General features: G+C 73.1%; 26 protein-coding genes and 1 pseudogene. 5 read left to right on the plus strand and 22 right to left on the minus strand.

What is annotated here, in order from left to right; translation table 11 throughout:
• Positions 1-31: 31 nt before the first annotated feature.
• The 14 genes and pseudogenes from RKE29_RS01445 to RKE29_RS01510 all read right to left on the minus strand — a co-directional run.
• Positions 32-265 (minus strand): annotated as a pseudogene (locus tag RKE29_RS01445) (C-5 cytosine-specific DNA methylase); the annotation flags it as partial.
• 16 nt (positions 266-281) lie between these two features.
• Positions 282-611, minus strand: a complete 330-nt coding sequence (locus RKE29_RS01450) for a DNA cytosine methyltransferase (RefSeq protein ID WP_312003123.1) — start codon at positions 609-611, stop codon at positions 282-284.
• Between the two features lie 53 nt (positions 612-664).
• Complete coding sequence (locus tag RKE29_RS01455) at positions 665-1,270, minus strand: hypothetical protein (RefSeq protein WP_312003124.1); 606 nt, start codon at positions 1,268-1,270, stop codon at positions 665-667.
• Complete coding sequence (locus tag RKE29_RS01460) at positions 1,267-2,511, minus strand: DnaB-like helicase N-terminal domain-containing protein (RefSeq protein ID WP_312003125.1); 1,245 nt, start codon at positions 2,509-2,511, stop codon at positions 1,267-1,269. The genes RKE29_RS01455 and RKE29_RS01460 overlap by 4 nt, the downstream gene beginning before the upstream one ends.
• Positions 2,508-2,753, minus strand: a complete 246-nt coding sequence (locus tag RKE29_RS01465; protein WP_312003126.1) for a hypothetical protein — start codon at positions 2,751-2,753, stop codon at positions 2,508-2,510. Before RKE29_RS01465 ends, RKE29_RS01460 begins: the two co-directional genes overlap by 4 nt.
• Positions 2,754-2,804: 51 nt before the next feature.
• Positions 2,805-3,671: a hypothetical protein gene (locus tag RKE29_RS01470; RefSeq protein ID WP_312003149.1), complete on the minus strand. Its 867-nt coding sequence runs from the start codon at positions 3,669-3,671 to the stop codon at positions 2,805-2,807.
• 240 nt (positions 3,672-3,911) lie between these two features.
• Entirely contained in the window at positions 3,912-4,973 is a 1,062-nt protein-coding gene (locus RKE29_RS01475; protein WP_312003127.1) for a hypothetical protein, read from the minus strand.
• On the minus strand, positions 4,970-6,754 hold the full coding sequence (locus RKE29_RS01480) for a TraM recognition domain-containing protein (protein WP_312003128.1): 1,785 nt from the start codon (positions 6,752-6,754) through the stop codon (positions 4,970-4,972). Before RKE29_RS01480 ends, RKE29_RS01475 begins: the two co-directional genes overlap by 4 nt.
• Before the next feature lie 115 nt (positions 6,755-6,869).
• Positions 6,870-7,625, minus strand: coding sequence for a hypothetical protein (locus tag RKE29_RS01485; RefSeq protein WP_312003129.1), 756 nt, complete (start codon positions 7,623-7,625; stop codon positions 6,870-6,872).
• 121 nt (positions 7,626-7,746) lie between these two features.
• Positions 7,747-8,244: a hypothetical protein gene (locus RKE29_RS01490; RefSeq protein WP_312003130.1), complete on the minus strand. Its 498-nt coding sequence runs from the start codon at positions 8,242-8,244 to the stop codon at positions 7,747-7,749.
• 37 nt (positions 8,245-8,281) lie between these two features.
• Complete coding sequence (locus RKE29_RS01495; RefSeq protein ID WP_312003131.1) at positions 8,282-8,701, minus strand: hypothetical protein; 420 nt, start codon at positions 8,699-8,701, stop codon at positions 8,282-8,284.
• 17 nt (positions 8,702-8,718) lie between these two features.
• Positions 8,719-9,060, minus strand: coding sequence for a hypothetical protein (locus RKE29_RS01500; RefSeq protein ID WP_312003132.1), 342 nt, complete (start codon positions 9,058-9,060; stop codon positions 8,719-8,721).
• The gene (locus tag RKE29_RS01505) at positions 9,057-9,752 is read right to left on the minus strand and encodes a hypothetical protein (protein WP_312003133.1); all 696 of its coding nucleotides are present in this window, start codon (positions 9,750-9,752) and stop codon (positions 9,057-9,059) included. The genes RKE29_RS01500 and RKE29_RS01505 overlap by 4 nt, the downstream gene beginning before the upstream one ends.
• Positions 9,753-9,797: 45 nt before the next feature.
• Positions 9,798-10,304, minus strand: a complete 507-nt coding sequence (locus RKE29_RS01510; protein ID WP_312003134.1) for a hypothetical protein — start codon at positions 10,302-10,304, stop codon at positions 9,798-9,800.
• Between the two features lie 382 nt (positions 10,305-10,686).
• On the opposite strand from RKE29_RS01510, the gene RKE29_RS01515 reads away from it, so the two are divergent.
• The gene (locus RKE29_RS01515) at positions 10,687-11,067 is read left to right on the plus strand and encodes a hypothetical protein (protein WP_312003135.1); all 381 of its coding nucleotides are present in this window, start codon (positions 10,687-10,689) and stop codon (positions 11,065-11,067) included.
• A gap of 41 nt (positions 11,068-11,108) precedes the next feature.
• Positions 11,109-12,386, plus strand: a complete 1,278-nt coding sequence (locus RKE29_RS01520; RefSeq protein WP_312003136.1) for a hypothetical protein — start codon at positions 11,109-11,111, stop codon at positions 12,384-12,386.
• A 542-nt stretch (positions 12,387-12,928) separates the two neighbouring features.
• On the opposite strand, the gene RKE29_RS01525 is transcribed toward RKE29_RS01520, so the two are convergent.
• The 7 genes from RKE29_RS01525 to RKE29_RS01555 all read right to left on the minus strand — a co-directional run bounded on the left by RKE29_RS01525 (position 12,929) and on the right by RKE29_RS01555 (position 20,487).
• A complete protein-coding gene (locus RKE29_RS01525) occupies positions 12,929-14,428 on the minus strand; it encodes an ATP-binding protein (protein ID WP_312003137.1) in 1,500 nt (499 codons plus the stop codon).
• A 30-nt stretch (positions 14,429-14,458) separates the two neighbouring features.
• Positions 14,459-14,935 (minus strand): DUF6238 family protein, encoded by a 477-nt coding sequence (locus tag RKE29_RS01530; RefSeq protein WP_312003138.1) that lies wholly within the window; start codon positions 14,933-14,935, stop codon positions 14,459-14,461.
• Positions 14,936-14,976: 41 nt separating this feature from the next.
• Positions 14,977-16,446, minus strand: coding sequence for an SCO6880 family protein (locus RKE29_RS01535; protein ID WP_312003139.1), 1,470 nt, complete (start codon positions 16,444-16,446; stop codon positions 14,977-14,979).
• Between the two features lie 128 nt (positions 16,447-16,574).
• Positions 16,575-18,137: an ATP-binding protein gene (locus RKE29_RS01540; protein WP_312003140.1), complete on the minus strand. Its 1,563-nt coding sequence runs from the start codon at positions 18,135-18,137 to the stop codon at positions 16,575-16,577.
• 42 nt (positions 18,138-18,179) lie between these two features.
• Entirely contained in the window at positions 18,180-18,887 is a 708-nt protein-coding gene (locus RKE29_RS01545; RefSeq protein ID WP_312003141.1) for a hypothetical protein, read from the minus strand.
• Positions 18,887-19,189, minus strand: a complete 303-nt coding sequence (locus tag RKE29_RS01550; RefSeq protein WP_312003150.1) for a DUF6112 family protein — start codon at positions 19,187-19,189, stop codon at positions 18,887-18,889. Before RKE29_RS01550 ends, RKE29_RS01545 begins: the two co-directional genes overlap by 1 nt.
• Positions 19,190-19,311: 122 nt before the next feature.
• The gene (locus RKE29_RS01555) at positions 19,312-20,487 is read right to left on the minus strand and encodes a C40 family peptidase (RefSeq protein ID WP_312003142.1); all 1,176 of its coding nucleotides are present in this window, start codon (positions 20,485-20,487) and stop codon (positions 19,312-19,314) included.
• A 618-nt stretch (positions 20,488-21,105) separates the two neighbouring features.
• Here RKE29_RS01555 and RKE29_RS01560 point away from each other — a divergent pair.
• The gene (locus RKE29_RS01560; RefSeq protein WP_312003143.1) at positions 21,106-21,855 is read left to right on the plus strand and encodes a site-specific DNA-methyltransferase; all 750 of its coding nucleotides are present in this window, start codon (positions 21,106-21,108) and stop codon (positions 21,853-21,855) included.
• A gap of 94 nt (positions 21,856-21,949) precedes the next feature.
• Here RKE29_RS01560 and RKE29_RS01565 read toward each other — a convergent pair whose 3' ends face one another.
• Positions 21,950-22,879 (minus strand): DUF5655 domain-containing protein, encoded by a 930-nt coding sequence (locus RKE29_RS01565; RefSeq protein WP_312003145.1) that lies wholly within the window; start codon positions 22,877-22,879, stop codon positions 21,950-21,952.
• A 330-nt stretch (positions 22,880-23,209) separates the two neighbouring features.
• Between RKE29_RS01565 and RKE29_RS01570 the strand changes: the two genes are divergently transcribed.
• Positions 23,210-23,560 (plus strand): trypco2 family protein, encoded by a 351-nt coding sequence (locus RKE29_RS01570; RefSeq protein WP_312003146.1) that lies wholly within the window; start codon positions 23,210-23,212, stop codon positions 23,558-23,560.
• Between the two features lie 42 nt (positions 23,561-23,602).
• The coding region (locus RKE29_RS01575; RefSeq protein ID WP_312003147.1) for a tetratricopeptide repeat protein at positions 23,603-26,067 on the plus strand (2,465 nt) is incomplete at its 3' end.

Consider the following 26,067-nt stretch of genomic DNA (forward strand, 5'->3'; position numbering starts at 1 on the left):
AGACGCGCTCGCGGCGGTGGGGCGCGCCGATGTCGCTGGCGCGTAGCACGCACCAGTTCGCATCGTGCCCGAGGTCGGCCAAGCCGCCGAGTACGGCACCCAGTGCCCGCACAGCAGGCTGGCCTGCGGTGTCTCCCAGACACCACGGGCAGGATTCCACCGCGCCAGGGGAGGTGGCGGGGGAGGTGAGCAGTCCGCGGACGTTTTCGATCACCACCAGGCAGGGGTCGAGGACGGAGATCGCGCGGGCGATGTGGTGCCACAGCCCCGAGCGCGTGCCTTCAGCAAGCCCGGCGCGTCGGCCGGCGACGGAGACGTCTTTGACAGGGGAAACCCGCGGTCAGCACGCACACCCGCGGCACGCGCGCCCAGTCGAGCGTGGTGATGTCGCCCAGGTTGGGCACGCCGGGCCAGTGGCGGGCCAGGACGCGGGCGGCGCCCGGATCGGTCTCGGCGTGCCAGACGACGGTGCCGCCGAGGGCGGCTTGGACGCCCAGGTCGAGGCCGCCGTAGCCGGAACACAGGCTCCCGATGGTCATCTCGGACGCCGGGCCGGGGGCGGCGGAGTCGGCGGCGTTCAGGTGGGGAGGAGCAGGCGCGGCTTCGAGCACGGTGGGGACCGTGGCGGCCGGAGGTGGTGTCGCGGCCGGGCGTATCGGCGGACTCACCGGCTGCGCCGAGGCGGGGTATCCGGCCCATGGGGAGCGCGCGCGGGTGCGTCGCTCGAAGAGGCCGTGGCGCCGGAGGGGTGGGCGAGGGCGGAGCGGGTCCGGGCGGCGGTTGTACGGGCGGAGCGGATGCCGGAGCGGTCGGCTGCCCGGGTCAGGACGGCGGAGGTCTCCCGTAGTTCGGTCCGGGCCTGGTCGAGTCGGCCGCTGATGACGTGCACCGCCCTTTGGCGCAGGTCGGTCAGCTCCGGGTCGTCGGGGGTGTCGGCGTACAGGCAGAGGACGCCGATCTGGTGGTACGCCTCGGCGAAGTGCTCCAGCGCGCGGGCAGCCGGGGCCGCTGCTGCCGCCAGGGTGGCGACAGTCTGGCGTTCCTGGCCTGTGGCACCGGGACCGGTGTGGCTGCCGCGCAGCACGACCTCTCCGGTGAGGTCGCTGAAGACCTGTCCGAGGTAATGGAGTTGGTAGGCGGCCGAGGCGAGGGTCGGCAGGCCGCCGGGGGTGCGGCGTGACTGGTCGAGGTGTCGGCGGGCGGCGGCGAACTCGCCGGCCAGCAGATACATGGTGCGTGCGTCGTCGGCGGTGGGCGGGGGCGGGGTCATGCGGGTCCTCGACGGGGTGAGCGGGCAGCAGGGACGGCGGCGAGAGGGGGGTCGGATGGTGTGGGTGGTGTGGGGTGGTGACGGCTGCGGGCGCGGGCGGCTTCGGCGCGCTCGGGCCGGACGCGCGCGGCCGGCGGCGGCACCGGCCGGGCGGATGGCGCCAGGGACGGGTCGGCGGCGGACTGCAGGCGGCGGCGCAGATCATCCACGGGGGCCAGGACGTGGAGGGCGTAGCTGATCAGGCGGCCGGGTGCCAGGGCCGGGTCGTCGGCCAGCGCCCGTATCTGGCGGGCCGCGTCGGCGGCGGTGCGGGCCAGGGCGGCGGTGAGGACCTTCTCGCCGAGGAAGTCCGGGTCGCCGACGGCGGCCGACGTGGCGCACAGGCGCAGGACGTCGTCGGGGGTGAGGGTGTGGTCGGTCAGGGCGCCGCGCCGCTGGGCCTCCCACAGCACGGTGACCTCATCGACCGGCTCGCCCCGGTGGTGCAGGGCGCCCAGGCACCGGTAGATCCCGGCGTGCACCGGGTCGGCGAAGTCCTCCGGCCGCAGCCAGCCCACCACCGCGCCCAGGCCGTCGGGCCGGGCGGTGAGGACGGCCAGGAGGTACTGCTCGTCGGCCAGCACCCGCTCCGGCACCACCGGCCGCTCCCCGGCCGGAGACGTGGGTGCGGGTGGTGGCGCGGGGCGGGGGTCGGTGCCCCAGCGGCGGGCGACGTCGTCCAGCACCTGGTTGAGGACCTGGAGCTGGTGGAGGGTGTCTTCGGCGGCGCCGCGTGCGGTGTCGGTGCGGGCGGTGTGGTGCAGGCGGGTGGCGTGTTCGGCGACCGCGCGGTGGATGGCGCCTTCCAGCACCATCCGCCCGTACACCGCCGCGTGCGCCGGGCGGGGGCAGGAGGCGATCAGGGTGTGCAGGTAGGACACCGTCAGCCCCCTCACCTCGGTGTTCGCCTTGGTGAGCGCGGCGTCCATCCACGCCAGGCGGCCGTCGCGCTGCGCCTCGGCGTCGGCCTGCGGGACGGCGGGCCACGCGCCCGGCTTCCGGCCGGTGGCCGGAGGGCCGGACGGCGGAGAGGTGCCCGGGTGTTCGGCGGCGTGGAGGTCGCGCAGTGCGCGGTACAGCGTGGCGTGGGCGGGGCGGTAGAAGTGCTCCGGGCGCAGCCAGCCGGACAGGCGGGGCAGTTGGCCGGGGTCGAGCAGGACGGCGCCGAGCACCGCCTGCTCGGCATGCAACAACGCCGTCACCGCCGCCCCCGATCCCGGGCCCGCTGCACCTCGGGCTCGGCGAGGGCATCGGCGACGCAGCGGTCCGCGGCGGCCAAGTCCGCGGCGAACCGGTCCAGCACGCCGGAGAAGGCCGGGTCGTTGACGGGCAGCGAGCCACTGGCGGCGACCAGCCACCAGCGGGCGTCGCGCCGTACGACCGGAGCACCGGCCAGCCGCCGGTTCGCATACGAGACGGCGGGGGTGGGGTTCTGCGGGGACATGACGCTCCAGACGGGAGGAGGGCAGGGAGAGAAGAAGGGGACGGCCCGGTGCTACGCGGCGATGTCGAAGTCGTCGCGGACCGAGGCGCCGGAGCGGCACGACCACGGCGAGCAGCCCTCCACCGCGCCCTCTTCGAGCACCTGCTGCGCCTCGGCGTCATCGAAGGCGGACTGCCGCTGCGCCCATTCCCGGGCGGTGACGTGGTCGATGGGGGCCTGGTCCAGCGGCACGCGGGAGCGGTGCAAGAACGCCTGGCCCAGCAGCGGTCGGCCGTCAGCGTTCGCACGGGCGTTGCCCGCCCGGATCGCGGCGTCGAACTCCACCACGTCCCGCCACTCGCCGGGCGCCTGGTCGCGCAGGGCCCGCCACTGGGCGTTGCCGTGGTACGGGCAGCCCAGGCACGCGGACTTCGGCGTCGAGCCGAACCCCCGCTCGCGCAGCAGCCGTACGCAGTCCGACCGCGTCAGGCCCAGGTCGATCAGCGGGAACACGTTGCGCATGTAGGCGACGTCGGCGTCCTTGGCGCGGTGGAACTCATCGGTGCTGATACCGATCCACTGCTCCACGAAGACGCCCTTGGGAATCCGCGCGGGGTAGGGGTAGCCCAGCAGCGCGCGGATCTGCTTCTTGATCGGCTTGATCTTGTACTCGCCCGTGCACTGGCGCCGGGTCATCCCCTCGCTGCCGTCAGGGTTGCGGATGTACAGCGGCATGCTGGCGAAGCGGTGCGCCGGATCCAGCGCGTCATCGCGGATGTTGCCCGAGGACACCCGCAGGACCGGTATCCCCGCGGGCCGGGCGATCTCCCGTTCGAGACGGTCGAGGTGCGCGTAGACCGCGCCCGGTTCCCAGCCGGTGTCGGCGAAGACGGCGCAGTCCAGCCGGGGCAGGCGGCCCTCGGCCGCCAGGACCAGCAGCGTGGAGGACTGCACACCGGCGCCGAGCGACAGCACCCGCAAGGCCGGGCCCGTCGGGCTCGCCTCGGCAGGCCCGGAAGAGGCGCTGCGCGCGAGGCGGTCGCCGGGAGCGGGCGGGTTGGCGGCGGGCACAGGGGTGGCGTCGGAGGCGGCGGAAGACATGGCGAAGTCCTTGTGGTGCAGGGCGAAGAAGAAGTGGGAGAGGTACGGCGCGGCAGGCGCGCCGCTGGGCCTGACGGGCTACCGGCTGCGGCGCGTCGAGGCGCCGGGCTCCGGGCGGGCAGCGGCCGGCGCGGGGGTGGGGCCGGTGGTGGGGGTGCCGGGTGGCCGGGCCGGGGACGTCGCGGTGGCCGCGCGGGCCCGGGCGTCACCGGGCGCGGGCGGTGACGGCGCGCCGGAGGCTGGTGCCGGGTGGTCGGCGGCGTGGTGGATGGCGTGGGCGGTGGTGGTGAAGCGGCGCCAGGCGTAGTCGGTGCGGTCGCGGGCCCATGCGTCGGCGCGGGCGGTCAGGGCGGGGGCGAGGTCGGCGATGTCGGTGGCGGGTGCGGTGCCGTAGGCGAGCAGGATGCCGTCGGCGGAGTACAGGTCGACGTACCAGTCGTCGCCGACCGGGTACGCCTTCACGTGGGCGCCGGTGTCCTGGGGTTGGTAGGCCCACAGGCCGCCCAGGTCGCTCCAGCCGGGGCCGGCGAACGGCGGGTCGGGCGGGGGCGGGACCGGCTTGGGCGTGCCGCGGTCGGCGACGTCGTAGACGCTGATAGGCGGCCAGCCCGCGAGCGTGTCTTTGATCAGCTGCAGCACCTCGTCGCCGTCCAGCCCTTCACGCTCGTCTAGGACGCCGACGACGTGGCGCAGGGTGCGCAGCGCGTGCCCGGCCCCGTCGGGCTCCACCACGCGCTCCGGGTGCTGGTCGGTGTACCGGAGTTGGGTGCGCAGGGACTCAGCCGCCGCGCGCAGGCCCTGCACCTGCCGGGGAACAGGGCGGTCAGACAGTTGCTGGATGCGGTTGAGCAGCGCGGAGTACTGGCCGACGTACCGTGCCACGGCATAGCGGGCGTAGTGGTCGGCCTGGTCGGCGGCGGTGCGCGCGGCGGCGGCGCGTACCGCTTCTTCGTGGCGGCGGCGGCCGGTGAGCAGGCCCTGGTAGCGGTCGCGGAGGCCGATCCTTTCCCGCAGCACCGCCTCGTACTCCGCGTTGAGCACGTCCAGGTCCGACAGGCCGTCCAGCGGCTGGCCGGTGGCGGCGGCGTGCTCCCGCAAAGCGACCACCCGGTCCGCGGCCGGCCTGTTCCACACGCTCATGCCGCCACCTCAGCGTCGTCACGGCCGAGGGACTTGGCCAGGGCGCGGGCGGTGATGGCCTGGGTCGCCTGGGCCGAAGCTTCCGCCAACGGCCCGGCGCCGGGCTCGGCGTACCAGGGCTTGAGATCCAGCAGGGCGGGGCGGATGCCGGTAGCCAGCAGCAGGGCGGTGCCTTTGGGCAGGGCGCGGATGGCGTCGGCGGGCAGGATCCGCTCCTGCCGCATCGACACGGACGTCGACTTCCCCGACTCGCTGTGGGACACCGAAACGGTCTGCACATCGTGGTCACCGACGAGGCGGCTCAGCTTGTCGGCGAAGTCGGCGTCGTCGATGCCCGAGCCGATCAGCTTGACCGTGGCCGCGGACCACAGCGCGTCCATCCCCGCCTCGCCCCACACCCGCACCCCCTGCCGGTAGGACTGCAGGATGGTGACGGGGATGACGCCGCGGGAGCCGAGGTGGGAGTACAGGTCGGGCAGGTCGCTGATCTTGCAGACGTTCGCGGCCTCATCCAGGATCGCCAGCAGGGGTGGGTCGAGGCGTCCGCCGTCGCGTTCGGCCTGGACGACGGCCGCGCGCATCACCGCGTCCGCAGCCGCGGCGATGATCGCCGAGGCCGACCCGCCGCCGTCCTTCGACAGCAGAAACAACGTGTCCCGGCTGGTAGCGAACACGCTCGGCTTGAACTCGGGCAGGCCGGGGGTGGGGGTGACCCAGGCAGCGATGGCGGGATCCAGCAGGCAGGCAGCGTACTGGCGGGCGGTCTCGAAGATGCCGTCACGGGTCTCGACCGCACCGGCCACGGTCCCCTGGAGCTGCGCGGCCACCGCATCAAGATGGTGGTCGGTGAGGATGTCGATGGGGGTGCGGTCGGCGGGTGAGGCGAGCCAGGCCAGGACGTCGGTGATGGGACGGCGGGCGCGGGCGGCGGCCAGGAAGAGGGCGGTAAGGGTGTTGGCCGCGGCAGTGGACCAGAAGTCGCCCTGGGAGGACTCGTCCACACTAGCGGTGACGAAATGCCCGGCCAGCCGACGCGCCCCGGCCAGGTCGCGGGCGTCGGCGAGGATGTCCCACCAGACGGCACGCGGGGCGTGGGCGATCTGCTGCGGGTCCAGCGTCCACACCGTGCCCACGGCCGCGCGGGCGTCGAGGGTGGTGGTGTAGGCGTCGCGGGCGGCCTTGTTGGACGTCAGCAGCACCGGGCCCGGCGCGCGCAGGATCGCGGGGATGGCAAGTCCGCTGGTCTTGCCCGACCGCGGGGCCATGATCGCCAGGAGGACGTCCTCCCAGGAGGAACGTATCTCCTTGGCCCCGGGGTTGAGGTTGCCCAGTAGAACACCCCGGTCGTCGGGGGCGATGCCGTGGGCGGGGGTGGTCTTCAGGCTCGGGCGCAGGTCCCTGGCCTTGGCGGTGATCTCCTTGGGCAGCATGCCGGCCAGGTCGCGCTGCCCGGCCAGGCCCTTGCGGTTCCCGCGCAGCCGCAACCAGACCGTCGCCCCCGCGAAGGCGGTGAACGCCAGGAGGAGGGCGGGGACGGCGTAGCAGGTGAGGGCCAGGGTGGCCGGGGAGAGGTGGGGCCACAGCTCACGCGGGTGGAACAGGGCCGTGGTGGGGTGGTAGGCGGTCCACGGGCCGGAACCGGTGGCCGAGGCGGTGAGGTTGGTGGTCAGCCAGGCGAGCGAGCCGCCGGTCAGGCCGAGGCCGGCGGTGGCGAGCAGGAGGTAGAGGACGGCGTCGGTGCCGGTGTTGGAGGAGGGCGTGGTGGAACGGGCGGGGCGCACGGGGGACTCCGGGGGCGGGCAGGGAGGACGGCGGCACGGGCGGGGTGGCCTCTTCTGGCGGTCACGGGCGGCGCTCCTCGGTTCGGGTGCTGGGGATGTCAGGCGTAGGGGCGGGTCAGCGGGTCCGGCGCGCGTGAGGGGCGCCGGTCGTGGTGGCCGGTGCGGAAGTCGTGCGGCTGCCGACGGCGGGGGCCAGGGCGGTCGTGGTGGCCGTGGTGGCCGGTGACGTTGCGCGGGCGGCGTCGGTGACGGCGCGGGAAGCTATGGCGCGGGACGGCGCTGGGGGTGGGGCGGTGCCCAGGGCGCGGAGGTGGCCGACGGCGCCGTCGAGGTCGTCGCCGGTCTCGGTGAGCTGCTCGGCCGCAGCGGCGAGCTGGTCGCTGAGAGGGAAGCTGTTGCCGTCGTCATCGAACTCGCCGCACTTTTCGGCGGCTGCTTCCACCGCCTCCTGCAGGCGGACCAGGACGCCGTCGGTGGGGTTGAGGAGCTGGTCGAGGACCGCTGCGGCCTGCCCGGGGGTAGTGGCGGCGTTGAGCTGGTCGGTCAGCGCGAGCACCGCGCGTCCGGTCCGGTAGTGCCCGTGCGGATCGGTGGAAGTGGGGACGGTCGGCGTGTCCGGGGTGTCCGGGTCGAGGGCGGGGTCGACCTCGACGGGGTAGCGGGCGGCGCGCAGCATCCGCGTCGCGTACCCGGCGACGGCCGCCTGCTCGCCGACAGGGGTGGTGGAGGGCAGGCGGTGGCGAAGGCCGTGCCAGTCGTAGACCTCGGTGAAGCCAGCCCGGCGCAGCAAGGTCGCGGCCAGGGTGTCGGCGCCGCGAGCGCTGACGCGCCCGCTGGGCTCCATGACGATGGTGATCACAGGTTCGGACACGATGCCGCTTCCCTTCCAACGGGGACGTACGAAACGGGCGGGGCACCGGACAGGATCCGGGCAGTCGGCCGTTTGGCCAGGCCGGACGCCTGTGATACGGGTCCGGCGCGGTGGGCGCGGGTCACAGGTACGGGTTCTCGGTGGGCCGGTCGGAGTCGGTGGCCGCCTGGAGGAGTTCGGGCAGGTCGGCGGGGTCGGCTTCCCGCTGGTCCAGCCACCATCCGGCGCGGGTGACCGTGCGGGCGGCGTCCTCGACGGCCTCCCAGTCGGCCTCGCTGGTCGTGCCCTCGGCGACGAGGGCGGTGTAGGCGGCGGAGACCAGCTGGTGGCGGCAGCGGTCGGCCCAGGCCACCGCCCGGTCGGTGCCGTCCAGCGGCGGCATCCGGTACTGGCGGGCCCACTCCTCGGCGTCGGCCTGCTCCTGGGCGCGCTGGGCGGCCAGCCAGGCGGCCTTGTCCCCTGAGTCGTGGTCGCGTGCGGTCTTCCAGCAGTCGGTGCAGTCGCGGTCGGCGAGCCAGCGGGCGTATCCGGCGCGCCGGTCGGCCGGGCGGTCGGACAGGTCGGCGGTCATGGTGTGGCCGCAGGCGTGGTCGATCGTCCACAGGGTCTTCACAGCCATGGGGAGAACTCCTTCACGAGCGAGATGGCGAGCTGAGTCAGCGGGCGCGGGCCGGGCCGGACCCGGGCGGGACAGCAGGCCGGCGCGGCGAGGATGCGGTGGCAGACGGCGGCGGGCGGTGGGGGGATGCGGCCACGGCTGCCCGGGCCCTGGCCCCGTGGGCCGACTGGGCACGACCGCGGGCGGGAGCCAGGGGTGGGGCGGTGGCGGGGAGGACGGCGGGCATGTTCTGGAGGTCGGCCTCGGCGTCGGCGATCCGGTCGCCGAGGAAGGCCACGTGGTCGGCGACGGTCCGCAGCCGGGAGGCGAGTGCGCGTCCCTCGTCGGTGTCCAGCCGCTCGCACCAGGCGGCCGTGGTCTCCACCAGCCGCTCCAGCTCGCCCAGGGCGCCGAAGCGTTCGTCCAGCAGCTCCGTGAGGACCTCGGCAACCTCCGCCGTACGGCTGGCGGCGTGCACTTCGGCGGTCAGCGCGGTCAGCGACTGGGCCGGAACCTCCGGCCGTGCCGCCAGCCCAGGAGACTGCGGGAGGGGCGGGGCACCAGGAGGAGCGGGTCGGCCGTCACCGGCAGGCCCGCATCCCGCAGCGCGCGGGCGGCGCCGGTCACCGCGCGCAGAACGCGGTTGTACGGCGCGCCGGACGGCAGCACGTACACCCCCAGCACCGGATGCGGGCGGAAGTGGTGACGGCGCAGCACCTCCTCGACCCGCGCCCGTCCACCCACGCCCTCGGCGACGACCCCGACACCGGGACGGAGGCCGAAGACGAGGTCGGGCTCGATTTCCACGGGCGCGCGCTTGTGGTCCGGGGTCGTCATCGGCGGCGGGTGTGCGCGGTGCCGGGCCCGGCGCCCGGGGAGGGACGGTGGGGCTGGGGCGGGTCTGCGGTGGGCGGCGGGGAGGTGGAGCGGAGTGCGGGCGAGGCGGCGGTAGCAACGTGGGCCCGGTGCGTCTGGTCGGCCGCGGTTGCCGTGGTGGCGCGTGGGGGCAGGGGGGTGTCGAGGTCGAGCAGGTCGCCGCCGGTGAATCCCAGGTCTTCGGTGAGGTCGGTGATCCGGCGGGCCAGGTCCTGGCAGTCGCGCATCAGGCCGGTGCCCTGGGGGCCGAGGTGCTCCTCGCACCAGGCGGCGGCGGTCTCCAGCAGCTGCTGCAGCTGGGGCAGGGCGCCGTCGCGGCCGTGGAGCAGGTCATCGAAGACGTGCGCGATGTCGGAGGGACGGCGGGCTTCGGCGATCCGGGTGGTCAGCGTGGGGATGGTTGCGTCGGGTGGTGGGGCGACGAGCTGGGGGTCGGCGGCGACGGTGTAGCCGACCGACTGCAGATCACGGACCAGTCGCACGACCGAGCGGCGGTCGGCGCTATCGGGCAGGACGAAGATGTCGAGGTCCGTGCGGTGGGCGAAGCCAGCGGCGCGCAGCGCGGCCTCGGCGTGCGGCAGACCGTCACGGACGGCCGCCACGGCGCCCAAAGCGGGGTGGAGTCCGAAGGCGACATCGGGTTCATAGGGCATGGCGGTGGCTTCCAGAGCAGGTAGAAGAGGGACGGCGGGCCGCGGTCAGCGAGCGCGGCGAACCGGCTGCGGCCCCGCGGTCGGCCGTACGGCGGCCGGATGGCCCGGAGACGTGCGCACAGCCGCCTCACCCGCGCCAGGCGCGGCAGCGCGGGCGGGAGAGACAGCGACGGCCTGGGCCCGCCGCTCGGGCGGCAGCACCGGCGGAAGGGGGAAACGGCCGGAGGCGAGGACGGGAGCGGGTGCGTACGGCCCGGACAGCGTCTGCGCGGGCGCGCGGGGTTCCTGCCGGGCGAGTGGCGGGGTGTCGGGCTCGAAGGCGAGGTCGGCGGCCACCCGGTAGCCCACGCTCCGCAGGGTTCGCACCGCGTGCCCGGTGCGGCGGGCCCCGTCGCGGTCCGGCTCGGTCAGGGCGTACAGGTCCCGGCCGGGGGCGGGCTGGAAGCCCGCGCGCCGCAGGACGTGGTCGATGACGGCCGTGCGGTGCCGGTTGGCGGCCACGATGCCCAGGTCGGGGTGGCGGCCGATGACGATATGCGGGTCGGTGTCCATGCGCGGGCTCCTCCGGGGAAGCGGCAGCCGCGGCGCGCAGGAACCGACGCGCGTCGCGGGGTGAGCACGAGGATGCGGAGGAAGCCCCGTTTGGCGCGGCCGGGAAACGTGCGGTAGGGGACCCGGGAGTCGGTCAGCGAGTGCACGGTACGCGCCCGGTACCAGGTGGCTTCGGAGGCGGTCGGTGATCCGTAAACCAGGCCGGAGGTAACCGTTACCTGTTCGGCCGAGTGTCGTTAGTGGTGTTGTCATACGCGTCCGCGGCCAGGTCATCCATACGGGCCACCTGGGGCTTGGCAGGCGCACTGAAGGTGGTCTCGGGGTGCCGGTGGTCGCGGTTCCCGGCCGGGCGACGAATTACTGACCTGCTGCGGGAGGAACCGTGCGCATATCGAAGGGCAAGATGGCCGCGATCGTGGCGGCCGCTGCGGCGGCGATTGTCTCGACCCCCTTGTACTGGCTGCTGGGCGGTCCTGACACCGGTCAGTTGGTAGCCGCCTCCCTGCAGGGTGCCACGGGAGTCTTCGCCCTGGCATGGGCCTTGCTTACCTCTCCCGTCGCTCCCGAGCCCGTTCCGAGGGATGTCACCGATGTCGTCGTGAAGGATGGCGGGTCGGCAAGCGCCAGCGGCGGAGGCACGGCGATCAGCGGCGCGCTGCTCCGGAACGGGGCTGTCAGGGAGCCAATCTGGGTCGAGAAGTCCGGGCACGCGACCGCCGAGGGAGCCCAAAGCACCGCGTGCTCGGGTATCTACCTCGGCTGACCACCTGAAAAGTGACGAGCCATCGTACGGGACGTACGGCCATGGAGAAGGACCTGCCCGGCAAGCGCTGCCCGGCATCCCCGGACCGCGACGTGGTCGGACCCGGCGGTGCGGCCGCGGAACCGACGCAGGCGCGGCCACCGAACGAGACAACGCGACTGTACGTGCGCGGGTCGGGGGACCTGGACGTCGGCTCGGGAGGCTTCGGTAACACCGGAATCGTGCAGATCATCATTAAGGATGCGCGTACGGTCGAGGAATTCAGCTCGATGCTGGTCGGTAAGCTGGCGGAGGTCGTCAGTTCGCTGGACTTCGACACGCGGCAGCTCGGTCGGCTGCCGGCACCGGGCAGCGAGGTTCTCCGGGGCATCCAAGTCGAGCGGGACCAGCTCCGGTCGCAGCTCGACCGGGCCGAGGAGCACCTGAAACGGGCCAGAGCGGACCTGGCCCGGGCCAACCGGATGAGACAGGTCGCCGCCAATCCGCGTGCTGACGTGCGCCCGCCCGTCTGGTCGCAGCGCGCCACTCCGGAGGTCCGGAAAGCCCTAAAGGGCTGGCAGAAGCACATCATGCAGCCACTGCCGTTGGGGGAGTTCCTGAGCAAGTGCGAGGACGCGCAGCGGGTCCTCTCAGGAATCCTTGACGCCAACGCACGAGACCTGGACCTCCTATGGGGCTTGGAAGGACCTCCGCCCAAGAGCCGGGGTAAACACCTCGCCATGGCCCTGCTCGGGATGGTCGTGATCGCGGCGGTCATCATCGTCGTCATCGTCGCAACCCGCTCTTCCCCCGGGTGGGACGAACGGGGAATCCCTGAGCCTACGACGACCACGTCGGCCGATACCCTGAGTCCGTCGAATCCTCCCCCCACCTCCATGACTCCCACGACAACGCCCCCACCGACACCGTCCCCTACCAAGGACGATGGCGGTAGCGTCGGCGAGCGAGGCGGCAAGGGAGGGAAGACCAATCCCTCGCCGTCGCCGTCTCCATCGCCGCCGTGGAAATCCTCTTCCACGCCATCGCAGTCACAGGAACCCGTCCCCCCGTCACCGACGGGGGCGAAGCAGATCACCGTCGTTCGCGGGCACGAGAACGAGATGAGCATCTACATGACCGGCTTCGAGCCGGACAAAGACGTCGTGATCTATGCGTACACGGACACGGACGCCACTAGCGGGCCCTACGGCCAGACATTCCAGACCATCAAGGCCGACGGCACGCGAAGGTTCGGCGCTTTCCCGATGAAAGCTTACGGCCAGTATTGGGTAGTCGCGGAGGGCGTTAAGTCGAATGCCTACAACTGGACGGGGCGATGAGCGCCCGCAGCATCGTTGCGCAGCCCGGCGTCCCCGGAGCGCGCAGGTGGCAGGACCGGTTCGCCCTGGGAGGACATTCCACAGCGGTAGGGAGTGGGTGGCTGCCGAACGGCAGCACGGCACGGCCCGACCGCGACGTGCCTGCTGCGTGCTGACACCGCCCGCGCGCCACGCCGCTCCACCCCCGTACGAAGGAACCGCCGCCCCTTCCAGTGCATCTCCGAGCCCCGGACCCCGGCCGACCCGGGCGGCACACCGCGAACCCCGCACCAGAAACAAGCCGGTCGTACCGCCCGGCGCCCCTCCCATACGGTGCCGTACACGAACCTCCCCGCGCGGACACGCCGCGGGCAGGAGTAGCGCCGACATCGGCGCGGGCGGATCGAGCGGTGGTGGCAGTGGGCCCGGGAGAGGCACCGGTGTTCGGTCGAAAAGTAGTGCCCGACGCGGCGGCTGCCTTCGTAGGCTCAGTAGTCGGGTTGCGGGACAGGCCACCAGGACCTGGAGAACAGTCCCTTGGGCAAGGGCGGTGGGCGGCGGGGTCAGGCGTGCATGCGGGCGTCGGTGTCGAACAGCTCGCGTTCACGCGGGTGGAGGATGTGCTGGGTGATGAACGACCGGCCCGCGACCTTCCACAGGCCCCGGCCCTTGGTCAGCGCCGACAGCGCCTGCGCCTCCACGCCGGTCAGCCCGAGGAGGGAGGCGGCGGAGGTGAGCTGGTCGGCCTCCTGGCGGTAGATGATGCGGGTCGAGCAGTCGGTGAGCAGGCCCTCGGCCAGGGCCCGGCCGCGAGACCCGGCATCCCCGGCGGTCAGCAGGTCCGACAGCCGGTGGATGACCATCAGGTTCGCGATGCCCAGCCCGCGGGAGAGCTTCCACTGGGACTGCATGCGTTCCAGCAGCGCGACATGCCGCATCACGCGCCAGGCTTCGTCGTAGATCACCCACCGCCTGCCGCCCGCCGGGTCGGCGAGCGCCGACTCCATCCACGCCGAGGCGCAGGTCATCGCCAGCACCAGGGCGGTGTCGTCGCCTGCGCCGCCGAGGCGGGAGAGGTCGATGGACAGCATCGGCGCGCCCGGGTCGAACCGCACCGTGGAGGGGGCGTCGAACATTCCGGCCAGGTCGCCGTGGACCAGGCGCCGTACCGCGTGCGCGAGGTCCTGCGCCGCTTGGCCCAGGCGGCCGGACGGTTCGCCGAGTGCGGCGTTGAGCCGGTCGGGGTTGCCGAGGACGTGGGCGATGTCGCCGAGCAGCGGCGTGGTCCCGGCTGTGTGGGTGGTGGTGACGACGAGGTCGAGGGCGATGTCGAGGGCGGTGTGTTCCATGGGGTGCAGGTCGCGTTTGAGGACGGTTTTGGCCAGGGAGGCGAGCAGCAGCAGGCGCCGCTTGCGTACCTCTCCCGCCCAGTCCGCCTCGTCCGCGCCGTGGGGCCGGTCGGGTGCGTCGAGGGGGTTGAGTCGGCCGGGTAGTCCGGGGCCCAGGGCGATGGTGGTGCCGTCGAGGGCGTGGGCGACGGGGGTCCATTCGCCTTTGGGGTCGCAGGGGATGTAGATGCGGTAGCCGTGGGCGATGGCGCGGGTGGCCAGGGACTTGGCGAGGGCGGACTTGCCCATGCCGATGATCCCGGCCAGCAGCATGTTCGGGTTGGTGAAGCCCTCCAACTTCCCGTACAGCGCGAACGGGTCGTAGCAGAACGCGGCTTCGGCGTGCATGTCCCGGCCGACGTAAATGCCCTCCGCCCCCAGCCCGCCTTCGGCGAGGAAGGGGTAGGCCCCCGCGGCGACGGCGGTAGTCATCCGGTGCGCGGGCAGCCGCAGCCTCCCGCCCCGCGCGGAAGCCGGACCGGGGCGGCCCGCGGCCCGGTAGGCGGGGCGCAGGTCGGGGTCGGCGCCTGGTGCGGTTGGGCGGTGGGGGGTTGGTGTGGCGTGGCGGGCTTGGCGGCGGGCGGCGGCGTAGGCGGTGCGGGCGGCGTGCTGCTGGCGGCGGGTGGCGCGGCGGGGGGTGAAGACCGGGCTGGCGGTGGCACGGGGCCTGGACACGGCGGAACCTTTCTGCGGGAGGGGCGGGGGTCAGTGGCGGATGAGGCCGGTGAAGGGGTCGTGCAGGTCGGTGGGGGTGGTGTCGCGGCGCAGGCGGGCGGCGGTGCGCTGGTGGCGCTGGCAGACGGTCAGCTCCGGTGCTCCCTCCGGCAGCCCGGCCGTCCGGCACTCCTCCCGGCCCGGCGCCCGCCCGGCCGCCGTATCCGGGTGGGGGTGGGGTGCGGTGTGGAAGGCGGCGTGGAGGTGTTCGGCGGCCTGCCACAGGCGGATGCGGGCGGCGGCGAGGTGGTCGCCCTCGGCCGGGGCGACCTGGCGGGTGCGGGTGGCGTGGGCGTCGAGCAGGTCGTGCAAGGAGACCAGGTGGGCGTGGAGGGAGTCCAACTCGGTGCGGCTGGCGGCCAGCGTGCCGGCGGGGAGGTTGAGGGCGTGGTGGAAGTCGAGGGCTGCGGTGGCGTACGGGACGAAGTCCGGCACCGGATCAGCCGGGGACGGGGGCGGGGAGGGCATCGGGAGCGGCTTCCAGGAAGTGGGTTTCGGTGGGCGGGGGGTTAGGGGCGGGCGAGGGGGAGGGCGGCGGTGGTGAAGGCTTCGGCCTGCTGCCAGGTCAGCCGCCGCAGGTCGATCAGCGCGGCCACGGCTGCGGTCTCCACCTGCGCGCACGCCGCCCGCAGTTCCTGCTCGGTGTCGGCGGAGACGGTCAGCAGCCCGGTCAGCGCGACATCCGCGTGGCCGGAGATGAGCTGCCGCTCGCGGGCTTTGATGTCGGCGTACTCCATGGAGTCCTCCTCGGAGTCCACCCGCCCCTTACGCGCGCGTTCGGCGGCGTCGGCGATGACGGTGGCCTTGCGCCGCTGGATGTCCTTCAACGCCGCCTCCAAGCCCTTGGGCTGGTAGGTCAGGGACAAGGCCCGGCGCACACCGGAGGTGAACAGGACCTGGTGCAAGAAGCCCGGCGAGGTCTCCGTGCGCGGCCAGTTCTCGATCCAGAACGTGGCGTGGCAGGCGGAGTCGGTGCTGATGTGATCGGCCTTCTCCACCAGCACCACTGGCCCGGCCGCCCCCGACTCCGCCTGAGCCCGACCGGCGGGGGACCAGCGGTCGAGCGCGGCCAGCGCCTTCGGGTCGTAGGCGGTACGCACCACGGCGGCGATCTCCGTGGCGGCCAGCCATCCGGCGGGAGTGAGGCCGGCGGTGCGGGCGGCCTGGTCGAAGGTCGCGGCCAACTGGCCCAGGACCGCGAAGGCTCCGGTCAGACCGCCGCCTGCCTGGTTGATCAGCCTGCGGGCGGCTTTGAGGTCCAGGGCGAGGGCGACGTACGCCTCGTGCGGCGCGGCAGCCGGACCAGCCGCCTGCAACAGCTCCCCGTAGACGGTCGAGGCCAGGGGCGCGCCGGAGTGGGCGTGGGTGGACCAGTAGCGGTTCAACGCGTCACCGGAGTCGGGGACGGTGCGCTCCAGCACCTGGACCCGGGCGATGTGCCCGGTACGGGCCAGAGCGGCCAGCGCGCGGCCCCACCCGGCGACGTTCGCGTTCTGCGCTCCGGAGTCCAGCAGCGCGAACGCCCGGCTGGAGACGCGGACCACCGCGGTCAGCGTCCCGGCGTGCGGATCGTGGACCGCGCCGAGCCGACCGTCGGGGGAGGTGACCGCGCGCAGGGAGGCGGCGGTGCCGGGCAGGTGCAGCAGGCCCTCCCGGCGCGGCCGACTCGACGGCCGGGCCAGCCACAGGAGCTGACCGGTGAACCGGCGCGCCGCGTACCGGGCGGCGATGGGAGCCCAGTCGGCCAGAGACCGACCCCGGTGACGCACGACCACCACGAACAGGACCACAGCCCACAGGGGCAGGAGTTTCAAGGCACCGATGAGGCCGGTGGTAACGATCACGGTGAGCAGCAGGGCTCCGGTGGCGGCGGTGGCGGTGAGCTGTGGGGCGGTGAGGCCGAGCAGTACGCCGCGCCTGCTGCGGTGAGGGAAGGCGACCGTGGCCGGAGCCTCCGGCTGGTGGTTGTCGGAATGCATGACGAATCGGGTCCTCGCTGGATCGTGGAAGCGGAGATGGGGAGGTCGGGCGGGGTGAGGGGCGGGCTGCGCGGCGTACGTCGGCGCAGCCCGCCCCTGGCCGGGTTGAGCAGGTGTGGACGGAGTGGTTACGCGTCCGGGCCGGTGCTCGGCGGCTGCCCCGACGGCAGACCGGGAGAAGCCCACCGGTGCGGCGCCGCCGGACCCTGCGCGCCCGGCCCCGGCACGGCCGGGCCGCCCGTCACCAGGCCCTGCGTGGGCGAGCCCTGCGGGGAGGGGCCCGCCGGAGGCGGCGGTGCCGCCGCCTGGCCCGGAACGGGTCCGGACGCTTCCGGCCCGCCTGCCTTCGGCCCGCCCGACGCGCTGCCGGGGGCGCCTTCGGGCTGCGGTCCGAGCCCGCCGGGCATCCGCGCGGCACCGGTCGCAGGCGCACCAGCAGTCGGGCCCTGGGCCCGTACCGGGCGCCGGGCCGGGCGGTGCGCCGAGGGCTGCTGGCCGTGGCCCAGGCCGCCGTCGGCACGCAGGCCCGGGACGGAGGGCGCCGCTCCCTCCTCCCCCGCCGCGTCCGGCTCCTCGCCCGCGCCCGTAGCGGACTCGCCGGAGCCGCCCGCACCGGCAGCGCTGGGCGTTCCCCAGGTCGCGCTGCCAGCGGGGTTGATGCCCCGGGCGACGCCGCCCGCGCCCATCCCCGGCACGCGCAGCGGTCCCTGCGGAGCCCGCATCCCGCCACCGCCCCGGCCCATGGCGAGGCTGCCGGCGGTGCGGGCGACGCCGGTGATGGTGGACAGTCCGGCCATGCCGCCGCGGTGGGTGTCCTCCTGGCCTCCACCGCCGTCGCTGGCCCAGCGTACGAACCGGTACGTCGCGTACGGGCACAGCAGCACCAGGACCAGGACGACCAGGCCGGCCATGGCGTCTGACAGGGCGGACAGGCCGTCGTGGGCGTCGGACTTGCCCATCGCGCTGACGCTGATGAGGAACACGATGGTCATCAGCAGTTTGCTGACCACGAGGGTGGCGGTGGCCTCGATCCACCCGCGCCGCCACCGCCTGGCCACCTCCCACCCGCCCCCGGCCCCGGCGAACACGGCCAGGGCGACGAGGATCAGGATGGCGACCTTGCGGGCGACCATCACGTCCCAGTACAGGAACGCGCCGATGGCCAACGCCAGGGCGACGAAGGCGGGGATCGCCCAGCCTAGGGGGAACATGGCGCCGAACTGCGAGACCTTCACCACCCGCCGCACCGCGTCCGACAGACTGGTGTCCGCCGCCTGGAACAGCCCGGCCGACAGGGCGTCCACCACCGTCAGCGCCACGGTGGTCATCGAGATCGCGGCGAAGGAGAAGAACACCCCGGCCGTGGTGCCGGTCACCGCCCGCCCCAGGCCGCGGTCGTCGCGGCGCCAGGCGGCCAGCATGAGCTGCAGGCAGAAGGTGCCCACGGTCAACACCAGGCCGATCGGCAGCAGCATCTCGTAGTTGTCCCGGAACCACCGGGCGTTCAGGTCCACGGCGGTGGTGGTGTCGACCGCCTTCGCGGCCAGGTCGGCAGCGCTGGCGGCCAGCTCGCCCATGGACTTCGCGATCCACGCGCCGATCCCGTCGGTGATCGCCTTGCCGGTCGCACCGACCACCTGGCCGACGGTGTCACACACCTTGTTCATCAGGGGAAGATCACACGCCCCCATGGCAGGGGCCTCCTTACATGGTCGGAGATGGGCAGGGGCGGGTCAGGACGCCACGGTGGGCATGACCGCCGCCAGCGCGCACGGCCGGTGGGGGCGGCACTGGACGGCGAGGGTGACCGAGCGGGCCTCCGTGCCACCGGCCCGGGTGCCGTTCCAGGAGATGGACTGGTGGCCGGAGACGGTGACGGCGTAGATGTACGCCTCGGTGATCGCCCCCGGATCGGCCTGCAACGCCTCGGTGAACGCCGCCGGGATGTGCGCCTCGGCGGCCTGCGCGGTGGCGTACTGGCCGTTGTCGGCCATCCGCTCCCACAGCACCGGCGACGCCACCAACGCCTCCACCGACCCGACGTCGGCGTACTTGCCCTCCCGGGTCATCCAGGCGCGCAGGCCGGCGAGCTGCTGAGCCTGGGTGCGCACGCGCGTGTCGTAGGACCACAACACCTCGGCCGCCGCCTTGGCGAACACCAGCGGATCACCCGTACGCGGCGGCCCAGCCACCGCCCGCCCGTCGGCGGTAGCGGACGCGGACGGCGACGGCGACGCGGAGGACGGAGGACTTGCCGACAAGCTGGCGGGGGCGGGGCGGGACGTCGGCTCGGCCGGGTCGTGGTGGTCGCGGATGAGGTAGGCGAACAGCCCGGCGAAAGCGGTCAGCACCGCCAGCACCACCACCCCGGCCACCACCCGGCCCCGCAAGCCCGCCCCACCACCGGAAGCAGGAGAAGAAGAGGGAGAAGTCCGGGGCATCAGTGGACCTGGCTTCCGATACCGGAGAAGAAGGCGACGATGCCGTTGGCCGCCCCCAGCAGCAGGGCGCAGGCGGCGGCGACCACGGTGCCCTTCTTGCCGTTGGCCTCGGCCTGGTGGCCGCCGGAGTGGTGGCCCCAGGCCCACACCAGCAGGCTGACCGCCAGAGCGCCGACCACGGCCACGATCCCGAAGAGGTTGATCGACCCCATGACGTTCTTCAGCACATCCAGCCCCGGCAGACCACCCTCCTGGGGCGTCACCCCCGGGTCGTAAGCCAGATACCGGACGTGCTCGTACATGCTGCGCAAGGTGGAACTCCTGTCGGGGGAAGCGGGCGTGCGGAAGCCGCCCGGGAGCGAACGCGGGAAGGGAGAAAGGGAAGAGGGGGAGAGAGGGGGAGAGGGGAGGGGGAAGGGAGGTGTCAGGGGATGATGCGGCGGACGGCCAGCACGCCGGGCTTCCAGGCGGCGAGGGTGGTGATACGGACGACGTCGCCGGTGTGGGGGGCGTGCACGATCAGCCCCGAGCCGATGAACATCCCCACATGCCCCGGCGCGGCAGCGGTGCCCTCGGTGAACAGCAGATCCCCCGGCCGCACCGACCCCACCGCCACCGGCGTGCCTTCCTTGACCTGGGTGTAGGTCGTACGAGACAGGCGCATCCCGGCGGCGGCGTAGGCGCGCTGCATCAAGGACGAGCAGTCGCACCGGCCCATCGGATCCGGCCCGTGCGGCGCGGCGCAGGTCCCACCCCACTGGTACGGGGTGCCAAGCTGCCCCAGTGCCCAGCGGATCGCGGTACGCACCCGCTCCGGAGCGTCGGCCGGGATCTGGTAGCCGTCGGGCAGGGCCCCGGCCGGGATCGGACCGAAGCCCGACCCGTCACCACCGTCCGAGCCCCCGGCACCGAGGGCATCGCAGCCGCTGAGCCCCTGGGCGACCGCCGCCGACGGCACGGCGGACGGCGAACCGGGCGTCGGGGCCGGGGAGGCGGTGGGAACGTCCGGGGTGAGGGCGGTGGCGAGGGCCTGCTGCAACGCGGTCGCCAGCGGCTCCCACTTCGCGTAGGCGTCCGGCACACCGGACTTCTGCACCGCCTGCGCGGCCTGGGCCACCGTCATCGACTCCCAGCCCGTCACCCGGCGAAGGGCCTGGTAGAACCGGGTGCTGGCGTACACCGGATCAAGGATCTGCTCCGCCGACCCCCACCCTTGCGAGGGACGCTGCTGGAACAGGCCGAGCGAGTCCCGGTCCCCGTGATCGAGGTTGCGCAGCCCGCTCTCCTGCAACGCCGTCGCCAACGCCACCACCTGCCCACGCGCCGGGACACCCATCGCCACCCCGGTGGCCTGGATCACCTTGGCGTTCACCATCTGGACCGCGGGATCGTCCAGCCCGGGGACCTTGACCGTCCCACCGGAGCCGGGGTGTTCCAGCAGCCGCTTCACCTGCTCGGCGACCGCCGCCGCGTCCACCTCCGACGCGCGGGCGTTGCTGCACGACACCGACGCGTTGCCCGCCACCGCGAGGACCAGCGGCAACGACAGCAGCAACGGCCCGGCCGCCACCACACCGGCCAGCACCCGGCTGGCCTTCACCCCGGCCGCCGCTCGACGGCATCAACGGGAACGGCCAGCGCGCAGGAACCAGCCGGGGGCCACGGCGCGGGGCGTTCCGGGGCATAGAACATGACGAACTCCTTGGGCTCGTGGACAGCGCGGTGCCGGCATCTCTCGGAAAAGGCCGCCGACACCGCGCCGGGTAGTGAATCCGAACTCCCACAAAAGGGAGCGAGACCCGGTGCCCGGGAGCGGCTAACTCCCGGACACCGGCATCGCCATCAAGAGGCGGCAGCCAGCCGCGATCGTAATCTCAGACGCCACATCGCAAAAACCCCTCTCGCCGTGCCGGTAGGCCGCCGCGCTGGACGCCATAGCAAGCTCCAGCACAGGTCAGCGGGACGGAGACCGGGCTCCGTCCTGCGAACAGGGCGAGACAGTAGACGCGATTCCCGGCCGCACCAAACGACCCCTCGAACCAGCGCACAATCGCCGGGAAGGCGGCCAAACGGCCGCGTTGGGTGAGGCCGGGAAAACCGGCTAACCTGCCGCCGGTCAACCGCAGAGAACGGCTACCTCACCACCCCGCCAGGCTGCACGGAGCCATTCCCTGCGGGAGATCGCCGCGCCATAGAACCCGGAAAGTGAGAATTCTTAATGCCCTACACCCTGCACCGGGGCGACGCGCTGACCGTGCTCGCCGGCCTCGGCGACGACACCGTCGACGCCGTCATCACCGACCCGCCCTACAACAGCGGCGGACGCACCAGCGCCGAACGCACCGGCCGCACCGCCCGCTCGAAGTACACCTCAGCCGACGCCGCGCACCGCCTGGCCAACTTCCCCGGCGAGAACCGCGACCAGCGCTCCTACGGCTTCTGGCTGAGCCTGCTGCTGACCGAGGCATACCGCACCACCGTCGAGTCCGGGACCGTGCTGGTCTTCACCGACTGGCGGCAACTGCCCACCACCACCGACGCCCTCCAGGCCGCCGGGTGGACCTGGCGCGGCATCGCCTCCTGGCACAAGCCCGTCTCCCGCCCCCAGAAAGGCCGCCTCAAGCAGTCCTGCGAGTACATCGTCTGGGGCACCAAGGGCCCGGTCGACGCCCACCGCAACCCCGTCTACCTCCCCGGCCTCTACACCGCCAGCCAGCCCAGGAAAGACCGCGTCCACATCACCCAGAAACCGGTCGAGGTCATGCGCGAACTGGTCAAGATCTGCCCACCCGCCGGCACCGTCCTGGACCCCTTCACCGGCAGCGGCTCCACCGGCGTCGCCGCCATCCTCGAAGGACGGCAGTTCATCGGCATCGAACTGTCCGACCACTACGCCGACATCGCCGAACACCGCCTACGCACCGCCCTCACCCAGGACGACTTCGCCCTAGCCGGACCCGAAGCATGAGACCCGACACGGCCGGACCACCGGCACCCAGACGCACACAGGCGAGCGGCTGTGCCATCGACAAGTCCATGGCACAGCCGCTCCGATGATCAGCTCAGCAGCCCTCCACGCTCCGCCGGACCAGGTCCCCAGCACGAGCCAGGTCCTCACGGGACCGAATGCGTACCTCCAGCGGGCCGGTCCCCAGACATCCGATGGAACCGACATCGCGGGTGAACCCCTCGCGCAGCTCGACCGTCGCCGGATCGACCTTCAAGGTGACCACCAGCGTGTGCCGCCGCGGCTGGAAGCGGACCGTGGCGACGTTCCTGATCCGCCGGTAGGCGATGTAGTGCTGCTGGAACTCCTTGCGCACGTCACCGTAGGACACCAGCAGGGCATCCAGATCGGCGTACAGGTCCTTCAGCGACTGCGGCGACTCCTCGTACCACTGCCGCACCGACTTCACCGCCGCCCGCCCGCCGCCAGCACCCGGGCCGTCGACCAGCTCGTACGAACCTCTCGCCGACGACACGGGGCCCGCCACGGAGGCCACCACCTGCAAGGCCAGCAGGCCGTCGCCGAAGTCCCGGTAGCTGACGAGGTCGATCCGCCGCTCGATCTCCTCCACCGCGTTCACGTCGTGCGGCGTGAAGTCCCCGGCGACGCACACCACGCGCGGATCGCTCCAGTCCACCGAACCGGCCGCCTCCGCGCCCAGGCGCTCCTTGACCAGGCTCTCGAACTCGTGCCGGTGATCCCGCAGCCACGCCAGGTACGACAGCGCCTGCGTGATCACCGCCTTCCCGTTCGCACGCTTGTACTCGATGATGACTGGGTTGCCGTTCTCATCCAGCCCCAGCGAGTCGATCCGGCCCCGGTGCCGCGGACCGGTGCCGTACTCCGAGGCCAGGAACCGGATACCCAGCATCACCTCCATGTTCCGCTCGATCAGCACCTGAAGATGCCGCTCCAGCGCCACCGCCGTCCCCGGGACCTCGACCGCCCGCCCGTCGGACACCCGGAACAGCTTCAGATCGTTCACCAGACCCCCAGTCCGCCTCGACGCCGTACCTCGGAACAATCCACTCCGGCAGCTCCCTATTCCGGGCATCGCAGGCGCGGCACACAGGCACACGGACCTCAGCGTGCTGGACCGCTGGGTTTCCGGCGCGCCGTCCCCGGAACCCCGCCGACGTACACAGCGTCGATGCCGGGGACGGGCTGTGGTCAGTTCGCCCCGGGCGGGGAACTGTAACGGTCGGGTGGCGTTCTGTGCTCGCCCGGTCTGCCCGGCCTGGCTGCCGGAGAAGCAACCGGTGCCTCCCGGCTGAAGAGGCGTTTGTTGAAGAAGAAGGAAGAACGGGGGAGGGCGATGCCTGACACGGGTGGTCCGGAAGGGCAGTGGATGGACCTGGCGGATGCGATCACGCTGCTGAGGGAGCAGATCGCCGAGGCCCAGCGGCGGATCAACGCGCCCGGCAGCACGCCCGGGGGCGGCAGCGGGGTCGCTGACAAGGGGGTGCTGTTCCGGCTGGAGGAGATCACGCTGGACCTCGGGCTGGAGCTGACCGGCACCGAGGGCGTCAACGGCGGCCTGCGGTGGAGCGTGCTCAGCTTCGGGGGCAAGAAGGAGAGCGGCACGAGGGGCACCCACACGCTGACGGTGAAACTCACCCCGCACCGGCCCGACGGGGGGGACGTCGACGTCAACGACGAGGAGTAGCCTCTCCAGTCACATGCCGGAGGCGGCCGTGGGGGAGGACGGGTGGAGTTAGACCGCCGGGTGCAGATCCGGGTGGACCGGCTGGTGGAGGGGACAAGGAAGAAGGGGTTCGGGACGGGTTACCTGGTCGCGCCGCGTCTGGTGCTGACCGCCGCCCACGTCCTGGACCACCTGGAGACGGCCGCCACGGATCCGGTGACGGTAAGTCTGCCCGACGCCGGCGAGAAGGAGTTTTCGGCGGCCGTGCGCTGGCGGCGCACGGACCCCGTCGTGGATGCCGCGCTGCTGGAGATCGCCGACGGCCAGGGCTGGCAGGTACCGAAGTCCCTCGGTGATCTGCTCACCCGGCCGCCCCAGCGGTACGGCCTGCTCATCGGCACCCGCCCCCACCCGGTCACCGCGACCGGTTTCCCCCGCATGCAGAAGGACCCCGAAGACGGCCGGCGCCTGGACGAGCAGTTCACCGGGCACATCACCCCGGGAACCGGTGCCCTGGCCGGCCGTTACGAGATCTCCAGCACCGGCCCTACGCTCCGCGCCGGGGCCACCGGCCAGACCCGCTGGTCGGGCATGTCGGGCGCCGCTGTCCTGGCTGACGACGGCTTCGGCAGCGACCTGCTGTGCGGGGTCGTGCGCCGCGACCGGCAGGCCGACGGCGGCACCCGCCTGACCGCCACCACCGCCGCCCGCCTCCTGGCCGACGACGGCTTCCGCACCCTGATCACCGCGCACACCGGCTGGGAACCGGTCCTGGAACCGGTCGAACCGGCCGCCGTGCTCACCCCCGCCGCGGTCGACCGCAACCTCCGCTCCCCGGCCGCGCTCCTGCGCGCCGACGCCGAGGCGGTCGCCTTCCACGGCCGCGACAGCGAACTCGCCGACCTGCACGCGTGGTGCTACGACGGCCCTGACGCTGTCTCGGTACGGGTCATGACCGGTCCCGGCGGACAGGGCAAGACCCGCCTGGCCCGCCGCCTGGCCGACACCCTCGGCTGGGACGGCTGGGCTGCCGGGCACCTGCGCTCCGACCTCACCGACCTCGACCCGGCCCCGCCCGACTTCACCACCCTGGCCACCGCCCTGCCCCTGCTCCTGGTCGTCGACTACGCCGAGACCCGCCCCCGCCTGCTGCGGCGCCTGCTCACCCAGCTCCACCGTTCCCGTCACCGGGTGCGGCTGCTGCTGCTCGCCCGCTCCGACGGCGAATGGCGCACCGGCTCCCTCCAAGCCGTTCCCGCCGTACGGGACCTCCTCGAAGAAGCCCCGGTCACCCCCCTGCCCCCGCTGCTGCCCACGGGCCGACCCGCCGGGGACCGGCGCAGCGCCTTCCACCGCGCCGCCCACGGCCTCGCCCGCCTGCTCCCGCTGGTCCCCACCCTGCCCGCACACGACTGGCAGTCCCTGGCCGCCGCGCTCCAGCCGCCCGGCGACCTGCACGGCCACCGCTACGACAACGTCCTCACCCTGCAGATGACCGCCCTGGTCGCCCTCCTCCAGCACGGACCCCGGCCCGTCGACGCAGCCCCCGGCACACCGCCGGAGCGCACCCTCCTCCAACACGAAGACCGCTTCTGGGAGGCCAGCGCGACAACGCCCGCCTACCGACTCGACCTGCCCACCGCCACGTTGGGCGCGGCCGTCGCGGTGGCCGCCCTGTGCGGCGCCGACACCCGGGACGAGGCCCTGGGCGTGATCTCCACCCTGCCCGGCCTGCCCGCCCACCAGGCGGAAACCGCCACGGCCTGGCTGGCCGCCCTGTACCCGGCCGACGGCAACCGCTACTGGGGCTCCCTCCAACCCGACCGCATCGCCGAGTACCACGCCTCCCGCGCCCTCGCCAACAACACCATCCAACTGCCCGCCCTCCTGAACGCGGCCACGCCCGGGCAGCAAGCCCAGACCATCACGGTCCTGGCCCGCGCCGCCATCGCCCACTACAACGCCGGCCGCACCACGGACAGCGAACAAATTCTCCGCAACGTGGACACGGCCCTGGACACCACTTCCCTCACCTACCAAGCCGTCCTGACCGCGGTAAGCGCACTCCCCTACCCCTCCCGCATCACCGGCCCGCTCGCCCTCCGCCTCACCACCGCCCTCGCCCAAGCCAACCAGCAACTAGCGGCCGACAACCCCGCCGCCTACGAACCCGACCTCGCTCGCTCGCTGTCCAATCTCGGCATCTATCTGGCGGAGGCGGGACGCCGGGGCGAGGCCCTGACCACCACCGAGCAGGCGGTGGAGATCTACCGTCGGCTGGCGGCCGACAACCCCGCCGCCTACGAACCCGACCTCGCTCGCTCGCTGTCCAATCTCGGCATCTGGTTGGCGGAGGCGGGACACCGGGACGAGGCCCTGACCGCCGAGCAGCAGGCGGTGGAGATCTGGCGTCGGCTGGCGGCCGACAACCCCGCCGCCTACGAACCCGACCTCGCACGCTCGCTGTACAACCTCGGCAACCGACTGGCGGCAGCGGGACACCGGGACGAGGCCCTGACCGCCGAGCA

Origin of the sequence: Streptomyces sp. B1866 (assembly GCF_031932565.1) — a bacterium.
Classification (GTDB): domain Bacteria; phylum Actinomycetota; class Actinomycetes; order Streptomycetales; family Streptomycetaceae; genus Streptomyces.

Coding starts and splice junctions, on each gene's coding strand:
- RKE29_RS01520 (WP_312003136.1), top strand. CDS start 11,109: ATGGAGAAGGACCTGCCCGGCAAGCGCTGCCCGGCATCCCCGGACCGC.
- RKE29_RS01500 (WP_312003132.1), bottom strand. CDS start 9,060: ATGACGACCCCGGACCACAAGCGCGCGCCCGTGGAAATCGAGCCCGAC.
- RKE29_RS01570 (WP_312003146.1), top strand. CDS start 23,210: ATGCCTGACACGGGTGGTCCGGAAGGGCAGTGGATGGACCTGGCGGAT.
- RKE29_RS01560 (WP_312003143.1), top strand. CDS start 21,106: ATGCCCTACACCCTGCACCGGGGCGACGCGCTGACCGTGCTCGCCGGC.
- RKE29_RS01545 (WP_312003141.1), bottom strand. CDS start 18,887: ATGCCCCGGACTTCTCCCTCTTCTTCTCCTGCTTCCGGTGGTGGGGCG.
- RKE29_RS01455 (WP_312003124.1), bottom strand. CDS start 1,270: ATGACCCCGCCCCCGCCCACCGCCGACGACGCACGCACCATGTATCTG.
- RKE29_RS01530 (WP_312003138.1), bottom strand. CDS start 14,935: ATGCCCTCCCCGCCCCCGTCCCCGGCTGATCCGGTGCCGGACTTCGTC.
- RKE29_RS01505 (WP_312003133.1), bottom strand. CDS start 9,752: ATGCCCTATGAACCCGATGTCGCCTTCGGACTCCACCCCGCTTTGGGC.
- RKE29_RS01550 (WP_312003150.1), bottom strand. CDS start 19,189: ATGTACGAGCACGTCCGGTATCTGGCTTACGACCCGGGGGTGACGCCC.
- RKE29_RS01490 (WP_312003130.1), bottom strand. CDS start 8,244: ATGGCTGTGAAGACCCTGTGGACGATCGACCACGCCTGCGGCCACACC.
- RKE29_RS01475 (WP_312003127.1), bottom strand. CDS start 4,973: ATGAGCGTGTGGAACAGGCCGGCCGCGGACCGGGTGGTCGCTTTGCGG.
- RKE29_RS01510 (WP_312003134.1), bottom strand. CDS start 10,304: ATGGACACCGACCCGCATATCGTCATCGGCCGCCACCCCGACCTGGGC.
- RKE29_RS01465 (WP_312003126.1), bottom strand. CDS start 2,753: ATGTCCCCGCAGAACCCCACCCCCGCCGTCTCGTATGCGAACCGGCGG.
- RKE29_RS01535 (WP_312003139.1), bottom strand. CDS start 16,446: ATGCATTCCGACAACCACCAGCCGGAGGCTCCGGCCACGGTCGCCTTC.
- RKE29_RS01540 (WP_312003140.1), bottom strand. CDS start 18,137: ATGGGGGCGTGTGATCTTCCCCTGATGAACAAGGTGTGTGACACCGTC.